Source organism: Microterricola viridarii, assembly GCF_900104895.1.
In the GTDB taxonomy this organism is placed as follows: domain Bacteria; phylum Actinomycetota; class Actinomycetes; order Actinomycetales; family Microbacteriaceae; genus Microterricola; species Microterricola viridarii.
Map to the genome: position 1 here is coordinate 979,062 of NZ_LT629742.1, position 13,718 is coordinate 992,779.

15 protein-coding genes are annotated in these 13,718 nt (G+C 72.0%); 9 read left to right on the plus strand and 6 right to left on the minus strand.

What is annotated here, in order from left to right:
• Positions 1 to 116: 116 nt before the first annotated feature.
• Both BLT62_RS04460 and BLT62_RS04465 read right to left on the minus strand, forming a co-directional pair.
• On the minus strand, positions 117 to 755 hold the full coding sequence (locus BLT62_RS04460; RefSeq protein ID WP_083362982.1) for an alpha/beta hydrolase: 639 nt from the start codon (positions 753 to 755) through the stop codon (positions 117 to 119).
• Positions 752 to 1,411, minus strand: coding sequence for a GNAT family N-acetyltransferase (locus BLT62_RS04465; RefSeq protein WP_083362983.1), 660 nt, complete (start codon positions 1,409 to 1,411; stop codon positions 752 to 754). The genes BLT62_RS04460 and BLT62_RS04465 overlap by 4 nt, the downstream gene beginning before the upstream one ends.
• Positions 1,412 to 1,513: 102 nt before the next feature.
• On the opposite strand from BLT62_RS04465, the gene BLT62_RS04470 reads away from it, so the two are divergent.
• A complete protein-coding gene (locus BLT62_RS04470; protein ID WP_083362984.1) occupies positions 1,514 to 2,104 on the plus strand; it encodes an NUDIX hydrolase family protein in 591 nt (196 codons plus the stop codon).
• A gap of 2 nt (positions 2,105 to 2,106) precedes the next feature.
• On the opposite strand, the gene BLT62_RS04475 is transcribed toward BLT62_RS04470, so the two are convergent.
• A complete protein-coding gene (locus BLT62_RS04475; RefSeq protein WP_083362985.1) occupies positions 2,107 to 2,667 on the minus strand; it encodes a dihydrofolate reductase family protein in 561 nt (186 codons plus the stop codon).
• Between the two features lie 13 nt (positions 2,668 to 2,680).
• Positions 2,681 to 3,244 carry a dihydrofolate reductase family protein gene (locus BLT62_RS04480; protein ID WP_083362986.1) on the minus strand — a complete coding sequence of 188 codons (564 nt, stop codon included), beginning with the start codon at positions 3,242 to 3,244 and terminating at the stop codon, positions 2,681 to 2,683.
• A gap of 127 nt (positions 3,245 to 3,371) precedes the next feature.
• Between BLT62_RS04480 and BLT62_RS04485 the strand changes: the two genes are divergently transcribed.
• Entirely contained in the window at positions 3,372 to 4,283 is a 912-nt protein-coding gene (locus BLT62_RS04485) for a 3-methyladenine DNA glycosylase (RefSeq protein WP_083362987.1), read from the plus strand.
• A gap of 405 nt (positions 4,284 to 4,688) precedes the next feature.
• Here the strand turns inward: BLT62_RS04485 and BLT62_RS04490 are convergent, their stop codons facing one another.
• Entirely contained in the window at positions 4,689 to 5,645 is a 957-nt protein-coding gene (locus BLT62_RS04490; protein ID WP_083362988.1) for a nucleoside hydrolase, read from the minus strand.
• Between the two features lie 60 nt (positions 5,646 to 5,705).
• On the minus strand, positions 5,706 to 6,209 hold the full coding sequence (locus tag BLT62_RS04495) for a GNAT family N-acetyltransferase (protein WP_083362989.1): 504 nt from the start codon (positions 6,207 to 6,209) through the stop codon (positions 5,706 to 5,708).
• 114 nt (positions 6,210 to 6,323) lie between these two features.
• On the opposite strand from BLT62_RS04495, the gene BLT62_RS04500 reads away from it, so the two are divergent.
• The 7 genes from BLT62_RS04500 (at position 6,324) to BLT62_RS04525 (ending at position 13,709) form a co-directional block, all read left to right on the plus strand.
• Positions 6,324 to 7,811: an aminopeptidase P family protein gene (locus BLT62_RS04500; RefSeq protein ID WP_331710517.1), complete on the plus strand. Its 1,488-nt coding sequence runs from the start codon at positions 6,324 to 6,326 to the stop codon at positions 7,809 to 7,811.
• A 31-nt stretch (positions 7,812 to 7,842) separates the two neighbouring features.
• Positions 7,843 to 8,523 (plus strand): GntR family transcriptional regulator, encoded by a 681-nt coding sequence (locus tag BLT62_RS04505; protein ID WP_083362990.1) that lies wholly within the window; start codon positions 7,843 to 7,845, stop codon positions 8,521 to 8,523.
• Positions 8,524 to 8,674: 151 nt separating this feature from the next.
• On the plus strand, positions 8,675 to 9,910 hold the full coding sequence (locus tag BLT62_RS04510) for an NAD(P)/FAD-dependent oxidoreductase (protein ID WP_083362991.1): 1,236 nt from the start codon (positions 8,675 to 8,677) through the stop codon (positions 9,908 to 9,910).
• A complete protein-coding gene (locus BLT62_RS17960; RefSeq protein WP_197675166.1) occupies positions 9,910 to 10,233 on the plus strand; it encodes a (2Fe-2S)-binding protein in 324 nt (107 codons plus the stop codon). Before BLT62_RS04510 ends, BLT62_RS17960 begins: the two co-directional genes overlap by 1 nt.
• Positions 10,230 to 11,687 (plus strand): NAD(P)/FAD-dependent oxidoreductase, encoded by a 1,458-nt coding sequence (locus tag BLT62_RS04515; RefSeq protein WP_197675167.1) that lies wholly within the window; start codon positions 10,230 to 10,232, stop codon positions 11,685 to 11,687. Before BLT62_RS17960 ends, BLT62_RS04515 begins: the two co-directional genes overlap by 4 nt.
• Positions 11,688 to 11,698: 11 nt before the next feature.
• Positions 11,699 to 12,616, plus strand: a complete 918-nt coding sequence (locus tag BLT62_RS04520) for a dihydrodipicolinate synthase family protein (protein WP_083362993.1) — start codon at positions 11,699 to 11,701, stop codon at positions 12,614 to 12,616.
• A 91-nt stretch (positions 12,617 to 12,707) separates the two neighbouring features.
• Positions 12,708 to 13,709 carry a proline racemase family protein gene (locus BLT62_RS04525; RefSeq protein ID WP_083362994.1) on the plus strand — a complete coding sequence of 334 codons (1,002 nt, stop codon included), beginning with the start codon at positions 12,708 to 12,710 and terminating at the stop codon, positions 13,707 to 13,709.
• The last annotated feature ends 9 nt before the right edge of the window (positions 13,710 to 13,718 follow it).

Here is a 13,718-nt window from a genome sequence, read left to right on the forward strand (position 1 = left end):
TCCGCTGTTCAGCCGGCTCGAGGAGCCGCAGATCGAAGCCCCGCCGCCCGACGAGAGTCGTGGCGACGGGGCTTCGGTCGTTCCGGCCTCAGTCGACGAGGAGCCGAGCGCCGGGCCTACGCGTACTGCTCGTTCAGGAACGCGACGGTGTCGGCGAGCTCGGCCTGCGACACCGAGTGGCCGAGGCCCTCGTAGATGCGCTCGGTGAGGCTCGTGTGTCCGGGGAGCCAGGCCTGCGTGCGGTCGACGGCCACCGCCGAGATCACCGCGTCCGCCGTGCCGCGCCCCCAGAACACCGGCGGCTTGCGGGCGCCGAGCTCGGTGTCGCCGGCCTGTGCGCCTCCGGCCAGGAACCCGGCCAGCACCACGGCGTAGTCGAAGCGGGCCGGCTCCAGCCGCATCAGTTGCAGCGCCATGGCGCCGCCCTGTGAGAAGCCGAGCAGGCCGACGCTCGACGGCTGCACCGTGAGCGCGCCCAGCCAGTCGAGCACGCTGCGGGCGGCATCCGTCACGCCCTGCGGATCGGGGACGCCGGGCTGCGCGCCCAGCTCGAACCAGGCGTGCCCCGGCCCCATCGGGATCGGCGCGCGCAGCGAGGCGATGACGGGGGAGAGTGGCAGGTACGGGGCCAGGTCGAACAGGTCGGCCTCGTTCGATCCGTAGCCGTGCAGCAGCACGAGCAGCGGGCGCCCGGCGCGGTCGTGCTCGCTGGCCGACCAGAGCACGGCGTCGGGGTCGAGGGGGAGTGCGGTCATGATTCCTCTGATTCTGTGGGAGCGGCGGGAGGGGTCGGGGCGGCACGGGCGGCCCGGCTCGCCCACTCGGCCGCGTCGATGCGCAGGTGCACGGCCGGGAGCTTCTTCGGGTGCGGCTCCTGCTCGGCGTCGAGCTCGAGGAAGACGCGGAACCCCAGCTTCTGGAGCAGCCCGATCGACGCCGTGTTCGGCGCCCAGGCGATGGCCCGCACCTCGCTGGCGGCATGCTCCTCGAACAGCCAGCCGATCAGCAGTGCGGCCGCCTCGCGGGCGTAGCCCCTGCGCTGCATGTCCGGGTGGAGGGCGTAGCCGAGCCAGAAGATCGACGGCTCCTCGGATGCCGGGGCGCTGCCGTCGGGCAGCAGGTTCCAGACGCGCAGATCGCCGATGGCCTCGCCGCCGGCCTCGTCGCCCTCCGCCGCTTCGAGCAGCTCGACGGCGAAGCTCAGGCTGAACCACTCGGCCGGGTACTCGCCCCAGCGCTCGAGTGACTGGGCGATCCTGGCCCGAGTGGCGGCCGGGCTGAGCGGCTCGTGCAGCAGGTAGCGCGTGACGTCCTCGCGGCCGCGGTAGCTCTGCATCGCGTCGGCGTCGCCGGCCTCGATCGGTCGGAGCAGCAGGCGCTCGCTGCGCAGTTCGGGGCGGCTGGGGTGCATCGGGTCCTCTCGCGACAAGGCTCTGGCTGCGTGGTGGTGCTGCTCCCATCTTCGCACCCGGCGCCTGCACCGTTCTCGCGATCGGTGAGCAACAATGGACCCATGAGCGTGCGCACCCCCGACCCCGACCCGGAGTGGACCCCGGATTCCGATCCGCCCGGCCCCGTGGAGAGTGTGACCCCGGGCTGGCTGAGCGACATCGAGCTCGCCGAGATCCGCGGCCGGCTGCCGCTGCTCTACGTCGAGGCCGTGCCGGTGCGGGTGGACGGGCTCGGCCAGGTGACCGAGCTCGGCGTGCTGCTGCGGGCGACCGCGGTCGGCGAGATGACCCGCACCCTCGTCTCCGGCCGGGTGATGTACGGCGAGACGGTGCGCGACGCGCTGTTCCGGCACCTCGAGAAGGACCTCGGGCCGATGGCGTTCCCGCAGCTGCCGCTCAGCCCGGTGCCGTTCACCGTGGCCGAGTACTTCCCGATGCCCGGTCTCTCCGCCTTCCACGACGACCGGCAGCACGCCGTCTCGCTCGTCTTCGTCGTGCCCGTGACGGGCACCTGCGAACCGCGGCAGGATGCGCTCGAGATCACGTGGATGACGCCGGAGGAGGCGTCATCGGCCGGCGTCGGCGCCGAGATGGAGGGCGGCCGCGGGGTGCTGCTGCGCCAGGCGCTCGCCTCGGTCGGCGCGCTCCGCTAGCGTCAGCGGGTGACGGCGTAGGCGACGTAGACGACCCCGCCGTCGAACCGGCGCTCGTCGATCAGCTCGAGACTGCCGTGCACGGAATCCGGGAACATGCGCAGCCCGCCGCCCAGCAGGGCCGGCGCGACCAGCATCCGAATCTCGTCGACGAGGCCCGCCCGCAGGGCGTACCCGGCGAGCGTCGCCCCGCCCACGAGGATGTCGTGCGGGGACGTCTCCTTCAGCTCCCGGATGGCGGGCACCTCGAAGCTGCGCTCGACGCGGGTGCGTGGCCCGACCGGTTCCGTCAGCGTGCGCGAGTACACGGTCTTGTCTGCGGCCTGCCAGATTGCGACGTACTCCTGCTGGTAGTCGGGCAGCTCCGCGAGCGTCTCCGCGGAGTCCCACACCCTCATCGCCTCGTACATGCGCCGGCCGAAGAGGTAGCTGCGGATCGGGCGCAGGGACTCGTTCACGAACCGGCTCACCTCGACATCCGGGTCCGAGTAGTCGAGGTTCCCGTGCGCGTCGGCGGTGAACCCGTCCAGCGAGCAAAAGCTCTGGTAGATCAACGTGGCCATGGCGGTCTCCTGTCTAGGTGCGGCGCACCCGGTAGCCCAGGTAGACGACGCCGCTGTCGAAGCGGCGCTCGTCGGTGAGTTCGAGCGTGCTCTGCACGGCCTCCGGGAACATGTGCAGACCGCCGCCCAGGATGAAGGGGAACACCAGCAGCTGAACCTCATCGACGAGACCGGCGCGCAGGGCGTGGGAGGCGAGGGTCGGCCCGCTCACGCTGATGTCGCGGGCGGATGCCGCCTTCAACTCCCGGATCGTCGGCACGTCGAAGCGGCGCTCGATCCGGGTGCGCGGCCCGGCCGGCTCGGTGAGCGTGCGGGAGTAGACGATCTTGTCGGCCGCCTGCCAGACAGCGGCGTACTCCTGCACAAAACCCGGCATATCGGAGAAGTCGTTCGTCGCCTCCCACCAGGTCATCACCTCGTACATGCGCCGCCCGTAGAGGTGGGTGCCGACGGAGCGCTCGAGCTCGTTCGCGAAGCGGTGCACCTCCTCATCCGGCATCGCGAACTCGAAGCTGCCGTGTGCATCAGCGGTGAATCCGTCGAGAGAGCACAAGCTGGTGTAGATCAACGCGGCCATGCCGGCCTCCTCCGTGTCGAGCGAGGGTGTGACGCGGAATCGAGCCTAGGAGCGTCGGCGGCGTCGCGCCAGTGCCTCGTGCCGGTTCGCGCGCTCGCCGCCCAGCAGAAGCGCGTACCCTCATACGGTGCCCGTTCCCGCCACCCTCGCCCCCGCGCCTGCCACGGCTCCCGTCGTGCTCGCCGCCGCGGAGTGGCGCGCCCTCGAGGCGGCGCACGTCGAGCGCGCCGACGCGCTGACGCTTGGGCGGCGCGAGCGCGTGCAGCGCCGCGAGACGCACCCGGTCGAGGACTTCCTCTTCACCTACTACCCGAACAAGCCGTCGGCGCTGCGCCGCTGGCACCCGGGGGCCGGCACCGTGCTGAGCGGCGCCGCCGCCGAGGACCGCGCCGAGTGGCGCTGGTACCGCGCAGCGGGCGGCGACCTCGAGGTGGATGCCGCCGCCTTCCTCGCCGCGCGCGGCGCCACCGTCGACTTCATCGCGCGGCTGCTCGGCCGCACGGCGGAGCGCACCGCGCGCTTCGGCTGCTTCGGCCTGCACGAGTGGGCGATGGTCTACAAGCAGGGCGAGCACCGGCACGAGGTGCCGCTCCGGCTCGGCCAGGCCGCCACCGACGCCGTCGTCGAGGCCGCCAACATCAGCTGCACGCACTTCGACGCGTACCGCTTCTTCACGCCGGCGGCCGTGCCGCGCAACGCGCTGACGCCGACGCGCGAGAACCAGCCGGAGCTGGAGCAGTCTGGCTGCCTGCACGCCGGCATGGACCTCTACAAGTGGGCCGTGAAGCTCGGCCCGCTGGTGCCGGGGGCGCTGCTGCTCGACACCTTCGAGCTGGCCCGCGACATCCGCTGGCTCGACATGGCGGCCTCGCCGTACGACGTGAGCGCGTGGGGTGCACCTGCCGTCGCCATCGAGACCGCGGAGGGCAAGGCGGAGTACGTCCGCGCCCAGCGCGGCTTCGCCGAGCGCGGCGACGCGCTGCGCGTGCGGCTGCTCGCCGCGATGGAGAGCGCGCGCGCAGCCGCGCTGGTCGAGTAGGCCCGCCAGGGCCGCATCGAGACCCGGCTCCCCGCCTGGGACCGTCCGCAGTGCGAGGTCTCGATACGCTCGTTCCTCGCTACTCGACCAACGGGGTCGGCGCGGTGTCGGCTTCGGTCGCCGGCGCCCCTCGACCAGCGGGGTCGGCGAGGTGCCGGCTTCGGTCGCCGGCGCCCCCTCGACCAACGGGGTCGGCGGGGTGGTGGCTTCGGTCGCCGGCGCCCCTCGACCAGCGGGGGATTCACGCCGGCCGGAGGGGCCGCGCCGCGACGACGGATCAGCGCAGCCCCCGAAGCCCCGGAGTGCACGCGATCGGGTCCTACGCCACTTCCGGTGGAACCGCGCCAGTTCAGCTGGCGCGGTTCCGGTGCAACTGGCGTGGCTGCGGCGGGCGGGGGGAGCCGGCTACTTGAGCCCGAGCGTCTCCAGGAACAGCTCCGCGTAGCGCGGGGCGTCCACGTCGAGGGCGATGTCGATGGTCGCCCACTCATCGGCCAGGCCATGCACGATGTCCTCGCCGCCGAACAGGCGCATGTCGACGAGGGTCTGGCCGCGGCCGTAGCCGCCGAGCTCGATCCGCACCGGGCGGTGCTCGATGCGCAGCGACTCCGGCTCGACGAGCGCGCAGACGGCGCCGGCGTCGCCGATCAGGCCGGTGTACTCGGCCGTCGAGTCCTCGCTCAGCGCAATCCGGTTGCCGAGCAGCGCGCCGACGATCCGGCCGACAGGGTCGTCGCCGGCGGCCAGGGCTGCCGCGGCATCCTGCTCGACAGCGACCTGGTTGAACACGTCGAGGCCGTACATGAGCGTCGGCACACCGGAGTCGAGAACGATGGCGGCGGCCTCCGGGTCGTGCCAGACGTTGAACTCGGCGACGGCGGTGGCGTTGCCGACGGATGCCGAGCCTCCCATGAACACGATGCGCTCGAGCTTCTCGGCCACCTCGGGGTGGGTTCGCAACAGCAGGGCCAGGTTGGTCTGCGGGGCCAGCGCCACGAGCGTGACGGGGCGCTCGGCGTCCATGATGGTGCGGCGCATCAGCTCGACGGCGCTGACCTGCTCGGCGACGCGCTGGGTGGCCGGCAGTGCGATGCCGCCGAGGCCGTCCGCTCCGTGCACGTGCGAGGCCGAGCGGGCCGGCTCGATCAGCGGGCGGGTGGCGCCGGCGGCGACGGGGATGGCCGGGGCGTCTGCGGCATCCAGGATCTTCAGGGTGTTCTCGACGACCTGCTCGAGCGAGGCGTTGCCGGCCACACACGTGATGGCGAGCACCTCGATCGCGGGGTGCTTGACGGCGAACAGAATGGCGAGGGCGTCGTCGACGCCGGTGTCGACATCGAGGATGACGGGGATCGTAGGCATCTAGCAAGGATACGGCCGCCTCGCCGACGCGTTCGCTGCGAGGCGGCCGCGAGGTGCGGCCTATCGAACGAGCCGGACTTCCTTGATCTCCTCGCCGAGGAACGGCTGCAGCTGGGTGGCGCCATCCGGCACGAACCCGTTGCGCTTGTAGAAGCCGTGCGCGCGCGGGTTGTCCTCGGCGACCCAGAGGTAGCCGGGTCGGGCCTCGCAGGCGGCGTCGAACAGGCGCTGGCCGAGGCCGGTTCCCTGGTAGGCCTCGAGCAGGTAGATGAAGTAGAGCTCGCGCTCGCGGGGGGCGTCTTCGTCGCGGGCGGGGCCGGAGCCGACGAAGCCGACGATCTCGCCATCGACCTGCGCGACGTAGAGGTGGTGGTCCGGGCCCTGGCTGACCCAGTGGGTCCAGAGCTCGGCCATGCGGCGGGGGGAGAGCTTGGCGAGGGTGGCCTCGCTGATCAGGTGATCGTAGGTCTCGTGCCAGCACTGGGCGTGAACGCGGCCGAGGGCCTCGGTGTCCACGTCGCGGACGGGTCGGATAATCGCTTCAGCAACTGCATTGGTGCTCATGACCAGAGACTAAGCCAGCACCCGCTCGTCTGTGAAATCGGCGCGGATACAGGGGATCGGGAGCCTCGTGCGGTAATATGTCACCCATTACGATCCACTCTGGAATTCTCGCCGATGCCCCGCCAGAAAGGCCACTTCATGCACACGCACACCGACGCGCACCCGCACGAACAACCGACGTCGTCGATGCCGCGCCCGAGTGAGCCAGACCCCCGCCTGCCGCGTCTCGCCGAGTCGGCCGGGTTCATCGAGTACATGGGAACCGGGTGGGCAACCCCGGACCGCACCCCGGTGACGGTGCCGGGAGTGGCCGGCGCTGCGGCGGCGCACCGGCAGCGGCTGAGCGCGGTCAGCGCGGGCAGCACCATCGTCGTGCTCGCCGGCCGCGCCCCGGTGCGGGCCAACGACACCTACTACGACTTCCGCCCGGACAGCGACTTCTTCTGGCTGACCGGCTGCTCGGCCGAGGACGCCGTCGTCGTGATGACGCCCGTCTCCGGCGGCCACGACGCGACCCTCTACGTGCCGGCGCCGGCATACCCCGGCGAGGCGGGCTTCTTCGCCGACGCCGCCCACGGCGAGCTCTGGGTTGGCTCGGCGCCCGGCATGCCGGAGTGGAGTGCGGCGCTGGACATCGAGACCAAGCCGCTCAGCCAGCTCGCCGCCGCGCTGCGGGGCGCCTCCGAGGTGCTGCTCGCCGGCAACACGGTGGCCGCGCCGCGCGAGCTCGCCGAGTTCCCCGTGTCGGTGCCGCTGCGCCGCACGCTCGCCGAGCTGCGGATGATCAAGGACGCGTGGGAGCTCGCCGAGCTGCGCCGTGCCGTTGACGACAGTGTCGACGGCTTCGCCGCCGTCGCCCGCGAGATCCCGAACGCCATCGCGTTCGGCGGGGAGCGCTGGCTGCAGGGAACATTCGACCGCTACGCGCGCACGGTCGGCAACGGCCCCGGCTACTCGACGATCGTCGGCAGTGGCGCGCACGCGCCGATCCTGCACTGGGTTCGCTGCGACGGCCCCGTGCTGCCCGACGCGGCGCTGCTGCTCGACATGGGGGTCGAGGCGCGCTCGTTCTACACCGCGGACGTCACCCGCACGCTGCCGGCATCCGGCACCTTCTCCACCGCCCAGCGCGCCGTGCACGACCTCGTCGAGGCCTCGCACCGCGCCGGCCTGGCGGCGGTTGGTCCCGGCCGCCAGTTCAGCGACTTCCACACCGCGTCACTCGAGGTCATCGCGCGCGGCCTGCACGACTGGGGCCTGCTCCCCGTCTCGGTCGACGAGGCACTCAGCGCGGAGGGGCAGCAGCACCGGCGCTACATCGTCTGCGGCATCGGCCACCACCTCGGCCTGGACGTGCACGACTGCGCCCAGTCCAGCTACGAGGCCTACCAGGGGGCGCCGATGGCGCCCGGCATGGTGCTCACCGTTGAGCCCGGGCTGTACTTCCACGCCTGGGACGAGACGGTTCCCCCTGAGTTGAGGGGTATCGGGGTGCGCATCGAGGACGATATTTTGGTGACGGATTCCGGCTCCGATATTCTTTCTGACGCATTGCCCATCGATGCGTCTGGCCTTGAACAGTGGATGCGCGCGCTCGCGTGATTCACCCCAGCCGAGAGACGAAGGAGCACAGATGAGCATCCCAGCAATGGAGCCCGTCGGCCAGCCGATCAGCCTCCGCGCGCACGTCGAGAAGGCGCTGTCCTCTGCGATCATCTCGGGCGAGCTCGCGCCGGGCACCATGCTGACCGTGCCGACGCTGGCCGCGCAGTTCGACGTCTCGGCGACCCCGGTGCGCGAGGCGATGCTCGATCTGGAGGGGCGCGGCTTCGTGGAGTCGGCCCGCAACAAGGGCTTCCGGGTCACCGAGATGAGCGAGGACGCGCTGCGCGAGCTGGCCGAGGTGCGCCTGCTGCTCGAGCCGCCGGCCATGGAGCGGCTCGCGGGCAGCTTCCCACTCGAGCAGCTCGCCGCCTTCGAGGAGCTGGCTGAGCGGATCACCGCCGGCGCCGAGGCGGGCGATCTGCGCGCCTATCTGGAGGCCGACATGCAGTTCCACCTCGACCTCACCCGGCTGCTCGGCAACACCCTGCTCGTCGACACCGTCGCGGAGTTGCGCTCGCGCACCCGCTTGCTCGGCCTGGCCTCGATGCTGGAGAGCAAGAAGCTCGGCGACTCGGCCGCCGAGCACGCCGAGCTGCTCGGCTACCTGGCCACCGGCGATGCGCAGGCCGCACGCGATCTCATGCGCCGGCACATCGCGCACACGACCGGCTGGTGGTCGGGAAACCCCGAGTCCGAGCAGGGCGCCTAGACCCGATTCCGCCCGCCGTCTGAGCGGGACACCAGGGGCAGCAGGTCGTTCCCACGCTCCCCATTGGCAAAATCAACAATATGTGACATATTACTAAAACGAGCCGCAGCAGCGGGTCGCAGAGAACGACAAGCCTCAGAGAGGAGGCGCAATGCCGCTCGGTACCCTCCGTGCCACCGCCCACCACGCGGGTGCGCGCTCCGCCGACGTCATCGTCATCGGCGCCGGGATCATCGGCGCCGCCTGTGCTCGCTCTCTCTCCCGCGCCGGCCTCTCGGTGATCGTGCTCGAGCGCTCCGCCGCCGCCAGCGGCACCAGCGCCAAGGGCGAGGGCAACCTCCTCGTCTCCGACAAGGGCCCGGGCGCCGAGCTGCGCCTGGCCCAGTACGCCGGCTCGCTCTGGCCGAGCGTCGTCGCCGAGCTGCGCGCGGAGCTCGGCCCCGACTTCCCCAGCCTCGAGTACGAGCGCAAGGGCGGCCTCGTCGTCGCGACGACGGATGCCGGGGCCGCGCCGCTGCTCGCATTCGCCGCAGGCCAGCGTGCCGCGGGCGTCGACGCCCTCCCCGTCGGCATCGACGAGGCCCTCGAGCTGGAGCCCGAACTCAACCCGGCCGCCACGGCCGCCGTCTTCTACCCGGATGACGCCCAGGTGCAGCCCGTCGCGGCCACCGAGGCGCTGCTGGCATCCGCCCGGCGCTCCGGTGCCACCGTGCACATCGACGCCCGCGTGACCGGGGCGATCCGCAGCCAGCTCCACCCGGACACGGTCACCGGCGTGCGCACCACCGTCGGCGAGTTCCACGCCCCCCACGTCATCGTGGCCGCCGGGCCCTGGAGCGGAGAGGTCGCAGAGGCCCTCGGCGTCAGCCTCCCCGTGCGCCCGCGGCGCGGCATGGTGCTCGTGACCACGCGCATGCCGCACCGCATCTTCCACAAGGTCTACGACGGCGACTACTTCGGGGCCACGCAGTCCAGCGACGCCGCGCTGCAGACGTCGAGCGTCGTCGAGTCCACCGCGGCCGGAACCGTGCTGATCGGCTCCAGCCGCGAGCAGATCGGCTTCGACGAGCGCCTGCGGGTCGAGGTGCTGCGCGGCATCGCGGCCAAGTCGCTGCGGCTGTTCCCCTTTCTCGAGAATGCGAGCATCATGCGCACCTACGGTGGCTTCCGGCCGTTCATGCCCGACCACCTGCCGGTGATCGGCGCAGACCACCGCGCGCCGGGCCTCTGGCACGCCAGCGGCCACGAGGGCGCCGGGATCGGCCTCTCCCTCGCGACCGCCGAGATCCTCGCCGCCCAGCTGCTCGGCACGACGCCGCCGACGGATGCCGCGCCGTTCTCGCTGGCGCGGGCATCGCTCGCCCCTCACCTCGGAAGCGCCGCCTGATGGCCGCCCGACTGCTGCCGGCCGGCACCGACCCGATCCGCCCGGGCGCGACACGCGCCCTCTCCCTCTCCGTCGACGGCGAGCCCGTCGACGGCGTCGACGGGCAGAGCATCGCGGGCGTCATTCTCGCGTCCGGCCGGCTGAGCTGGCGGCGCACCTCGAGCGAGGGCAAGCCGCGCGGGCTGTTCTGCGGCATCGGCGTCTGCTTCGACTGCATCGTCACTGTGAATGGGGAGCGCGACGTGCGCGCCTGCCAGCGCCGCGCCGCAGACGGCGATGTGATCCAGAGCCAACACGACACCCTGCCGGAGGTGCGCGCATGAGCCACCGCAGCGTTCTCGTCATCGGCGCCGGCCCGGCCGGGCTGGCCGCAGCGCGCGCCGCGCGGGCGGCCGGCGCCAGCGTCACGCTGCTCGACTCGTCCGACTACCTCGGCGGCCAGTACTGGCGGCACCTGCCGGCGGCCCGCCCGGCCGGCAATGAGAAGGTGCTGCACCACGGCTGGTCGACGTTCTCTGCGCTCCGCCGGGAGCTCGAGGCGGATGCCGGCTGCGAGATCGTTCTGGGTGCGCAGGTCTGGGCGCTCGAGACCGCCAACGGAGCCGCGGCACCCACCGTCCACGCTCTGATCGGCCCGGTCGACGGCATCCGCCGCTCTGGCCGCAGCTTCACCGCCGACGCACTCGTGCTCGCCACGGGCGCACACGACCGCACCCTGCCGTTCCCCGGCTGGGACCTGCCCGGCGTCTTCACCGCCGGCGCCGCCCAGGCCTTCGCCAAGGGCGAGCGGGTGGCTGTCGGGAGCCGCGTCGTCGTCGCCGGAGCCGGGCCGTTCCTGCTGCCCGTGGCCGCGTCGCTCACGCAGAGCGGAGCCCGCGTGCTCGGCGTCTACGAGGCCAACGGCATCGGCCGGCTGCTGCGCGGCTGGCTGCCCCGGCCCTGGCGCCTGCTCGGCGCGTCGAAGAAGGCCGGCGAGGCGCTGGGCTACCTGCGCAACCACCTCGGCAACCGGATCCCGTATCGCACGGGCCAGGCCGTCATCGCGGCGCACGGCACCGACCGGGTCGAGGCGGTCACCGTCGCCAAGCTCGACGCCGAGTGGCGCCCGATCCCGTCGACGGCCAGGCGCGTGAGCGCCGACGCCGTCTGCGTCAGCCACGGCTTCACCCCGCGCCTCGAGCTGCCGATCGCGGCCGGCTGCGCCCTCGACGCCGACCGCTTCGTCACCGTCGACGGCCGCCAGGCCACGACGACCGCGAGCGTCTACGCCGCCGGCGAGATCACCGGCATCGGCGGCGTCGACGCCGCCCTCGCCGAGGGCCAGATCGCCGGGCACTGCGCGGCGGGAGGGCACGAGGGCGACCCGGCCATGAAGGCGGCGGTCGCGGCGCGAGCCACCTTCACCGACTTCGCCTCCCGGATCGAGGCCGCCCACGGCATCCGCCCCGGCTGGACCGCCTGGCTGCACGAGGACACCCTCGTCTGCCGCTGCGAGGAGGTCAGCTACGGCCGGCTCTGCAGCGCGGCCAGCGCCACCGACTCGGCCAGCCTGCGCTCGCAGAAGCTGAGCAGCCGGGCCGGGCTCGGCATCTGCCAGGGCCGGGTGTGCGGCCGCACCGTCGAGCAGATCCTCGCCGCCGAGCGGCCGGGCGGCATGCGCGACGGGGCGAGCACCGACCGCCGCCCCATCGTCGCCCCCGTGCGCATCGGCGAGCTCGCCGCGGCGGCGGCGGACCAGACCTCTTCACCCACGCTCATCACCACAGAACGTCCGTAGAAAGGACAACCATGACCGACACAACAATCGATCTGGGCGGCGTCGTCGTCGCCACGACCCTCGCGTTCAAGGAAGACGCCTCTGCCCCCGCCGGCCTCGCCGTCGACTGGGAGAAGTTCGCGGAGCACTGCAACTTCCTGATGGAGAACGGATGCCGCGGCGTCGGCCCGAACGGCTCGCTCGGCGAGTACGAGGCCCTCACCGACGAGGAGCGCCGCAAGGTCATCCAGGTCGCCGTCGAGGCCGTCGCCGGCCGCGGCGTCGTGGTCGCCGGCGTGCACGGCGTCGGCTGGCACCAGGCCGTCAAGTGGGCCCAGTACGCCAAGGAGGACGGCGCGGACGGCGTGCTGCTGCTGCCGCCGACCATGTACAAGTCCAACGACGACGAGATCTTCCTGCACTACCAGAAGGTGGCGGAGGTCGGCCTGCCGATCATGATCTACAACAACCCCTTCTCGATGAAGGTCGACATGTCGCCGCAGCTCATCGCGCGCCTCGCCACCATCCCCGGCGTCGTCGCCGTGAAGGAGTTCTCCACCGACATCCGCCGCGTGCTCGAGATCAAGGAACTCTGCGACCTCGACGTCATCTGCGGCGCGGACGACCTGCTCTTCGAGTCGCTCGTCGCCGGCGCGGACGGCTGGTTCGCCGGCTACCCGAACGCCTTCCCGAAGGAGGCCGTCGAGATCTACGACCAGGTCAAGGCCGGCAACATCGCCGAGGCGCTCGAGCTGTACCGCCACCTGATCACGGTGTTCCGCTGGGACACCAAGATCGAGTTCGTCCAGGCCATCAAGCTCTCGATCGACATCGCCGGGCAGAGCTACGGCGGCGTCACCCGCCCGCCGCGCGGCCCGCTGAGCGCCGAGCAGGAGGCACAGGTGCGTGCCGACACCCAGAAGGCACTGGACTACATCGCCAGCCGCTAACACCAGCAGCACGGATGCCGGCCGGGCACGCGCCCGGCCGGCATCCGCCCCGTGACGTCACACCGCAACAGAACCACCCCCTGGAGGACACATGCGTTCCACTCGACTGATCAGCGCCGTCGACTCGCACACGGAGGGCATGCCCACCCGGGTGGTCACCGGCGGCGTCGGCGTCATCCCCGGCGCGACCATGAACGAGAAGCGCCTCTACTTCATGGAACACCTCGACCACATCCGGCAGTTCCTGATGAACGAGCCCCGCGGCCACGCCGCCATGAGCGGGGCCATCCTGCAGCCCGCGACGCGCGAGGACTGCGACTGGGGCGTCGTCTACATCGAGGTCTCCGGCTGCCTGCCGATGTGCGGCCACGGCACGATCGGCGTCGCCACCGTGCTCGTGGAGACCGGCATGGTCGCGGTGCAGGAGCCGGTCACGACGATCCGCCTCGACACCCCGGCCGGCCTGGTGATCGCCCGCGTCGCCGTCAGCGACGGGCACGCCGACTCGGTCACGATCGAGAACGTGCCGAGCTACGTCGACCGGCTCGACGCCACGATCGAGGTGCCGGGCCTCGGCACCGTGCCGTACTCGCTCGCCTTCGGCGGCAACTTCTACGCCATGGTCAACCTCGCCGACGTCGGCCTCCCCTTCGACCGGAGCAGGCACCAGGAGGTCACCGCAGCCGGCCTCGCCATCATGGAGGCCATCAACGCGGGGGACCCGCCCCGGCACCCGTCCATCGACGGCGTCGACCACTGCCACCACGTCGAGTTCATCGCCCCCGGCTCTGACGCGACGCTCTCGCGGCACGCCATGTCGATCTACCCCGGCTGGTTCGACCGCTCCCCGTGTGGAACGGGCACCTCGGCCAGGATGGCCGAGCTCTGGGCGCGCGGCGAGCTGCCGCTCGGCCAGGACTTCACGAACGAGTCCTTCATCGGCAGCCGCTTCGTCGGCCGGCTCATCGCCGAGACGGAGGTCGACGGCCGCCCGGCCGTCATCCCGACGATCACCGGCCGCGCCTGGGTGACCGGCATCGGCCAGTACATGCTCGACCCGAGCGACCCCTTCCCCACCGGCTTCCAGTTCTAGGAGAATCCC

Coding starts and splice junctions, on each gene's coding strand:
- BLT62_RS04460 (WP_083362982.1), bottom strand. CDS start 755: ATGACCGCACTCCCCCTCGACCCCGACGCCGTGCTCTGGTCGGCCAGC.
- BLT62_RS04465 (WP_083362983.1), bottom strand. CDS start 1,411: ATGCACCCCAGCCGCCCCGAACTGCGCAGCGAGCGCCTGCTGCTCCGA.
- BLT62_RS04470 (WP_083362984.1), top strand. CDS start 1,514: ATGAGCGTGCGCACCCCCGACCCCGACCCGGAGTGGACCCCGGATTCC.
- BLT62_RS04475 (WP_083362985.1), bottom strand. CDS start 2,667: ATGGCCACGTTGATCTACCAGAGCTTTTGCTCGCTGGACGGGTTCACC.
- BLT62_RS04480 (WP_083362986.1), bottom strand. CDS start 3,244: ATGGCCGCGTTGATCTACACCAGCTTGTGCTCTCTCGACGGATTCACC.
- BLT62_RS04490 (WP_083362988.1), bottom strand. CDS start 5,645: ATGCCTACGATCCCCGTCATCCTCGATGTCGACACCGGCGTCGACGAC.
- BLT62_RS04495 (WP_083362989.1), bottom strand. CDS start 6,209: ATGAGCACCAATGCAGTTGCTGAAGCGATTATCCGACCCGTCCGCGAC.
- BLT62_RS04500 (WP_331710517.1), top strand. CDS start 6,324: ATGCCCCGCCAGAAAGGCCACTTCATGCACACGCACACCGACGCGCAC.
- BLT62_RS04505 (WP_083362990.1), top strand. CDS start 7,843: ATGAGCATCCCAGCAATGGAGCCCGTCGGCCAGCCGATCAGCCTCCGC.
- BLT62_RS04510 (WP_083362991.1), top strand. CDS start 8,675: ATGCCGCTCGGTACCCTCCGTGCCACCGCCCACCACGCGGGTGCGCGC.
- BLT62_RS17960 (WP_197675166.1), top strand. CDS start 9,910: ATGGCCGCCCGACTGCTGCCGGCCGGCACCGACCCGATCCGCCCGGGC.
- BLT62_RS04515 (WP_197675167.1), top strand. CDS start 10,230: ATGAGCCACCGCAGCGTTCTCGTCATCGGCGCCGGCCCGGCCGGGCTG.
- BLT62_RS04520 (WP_083362993.1), top strand. CDS start 11,699: ATGACCGACACAACAATCGATCTGGGCGGCGTCGTCGTCGCCACGACC.
- BLT62_RS04525 (WP_083362994.1), top strand. CDS start 12,708: ATGCGTTCCACTCGACTGATCAGCGCCGTCGACTCGCACACGGAGGGC.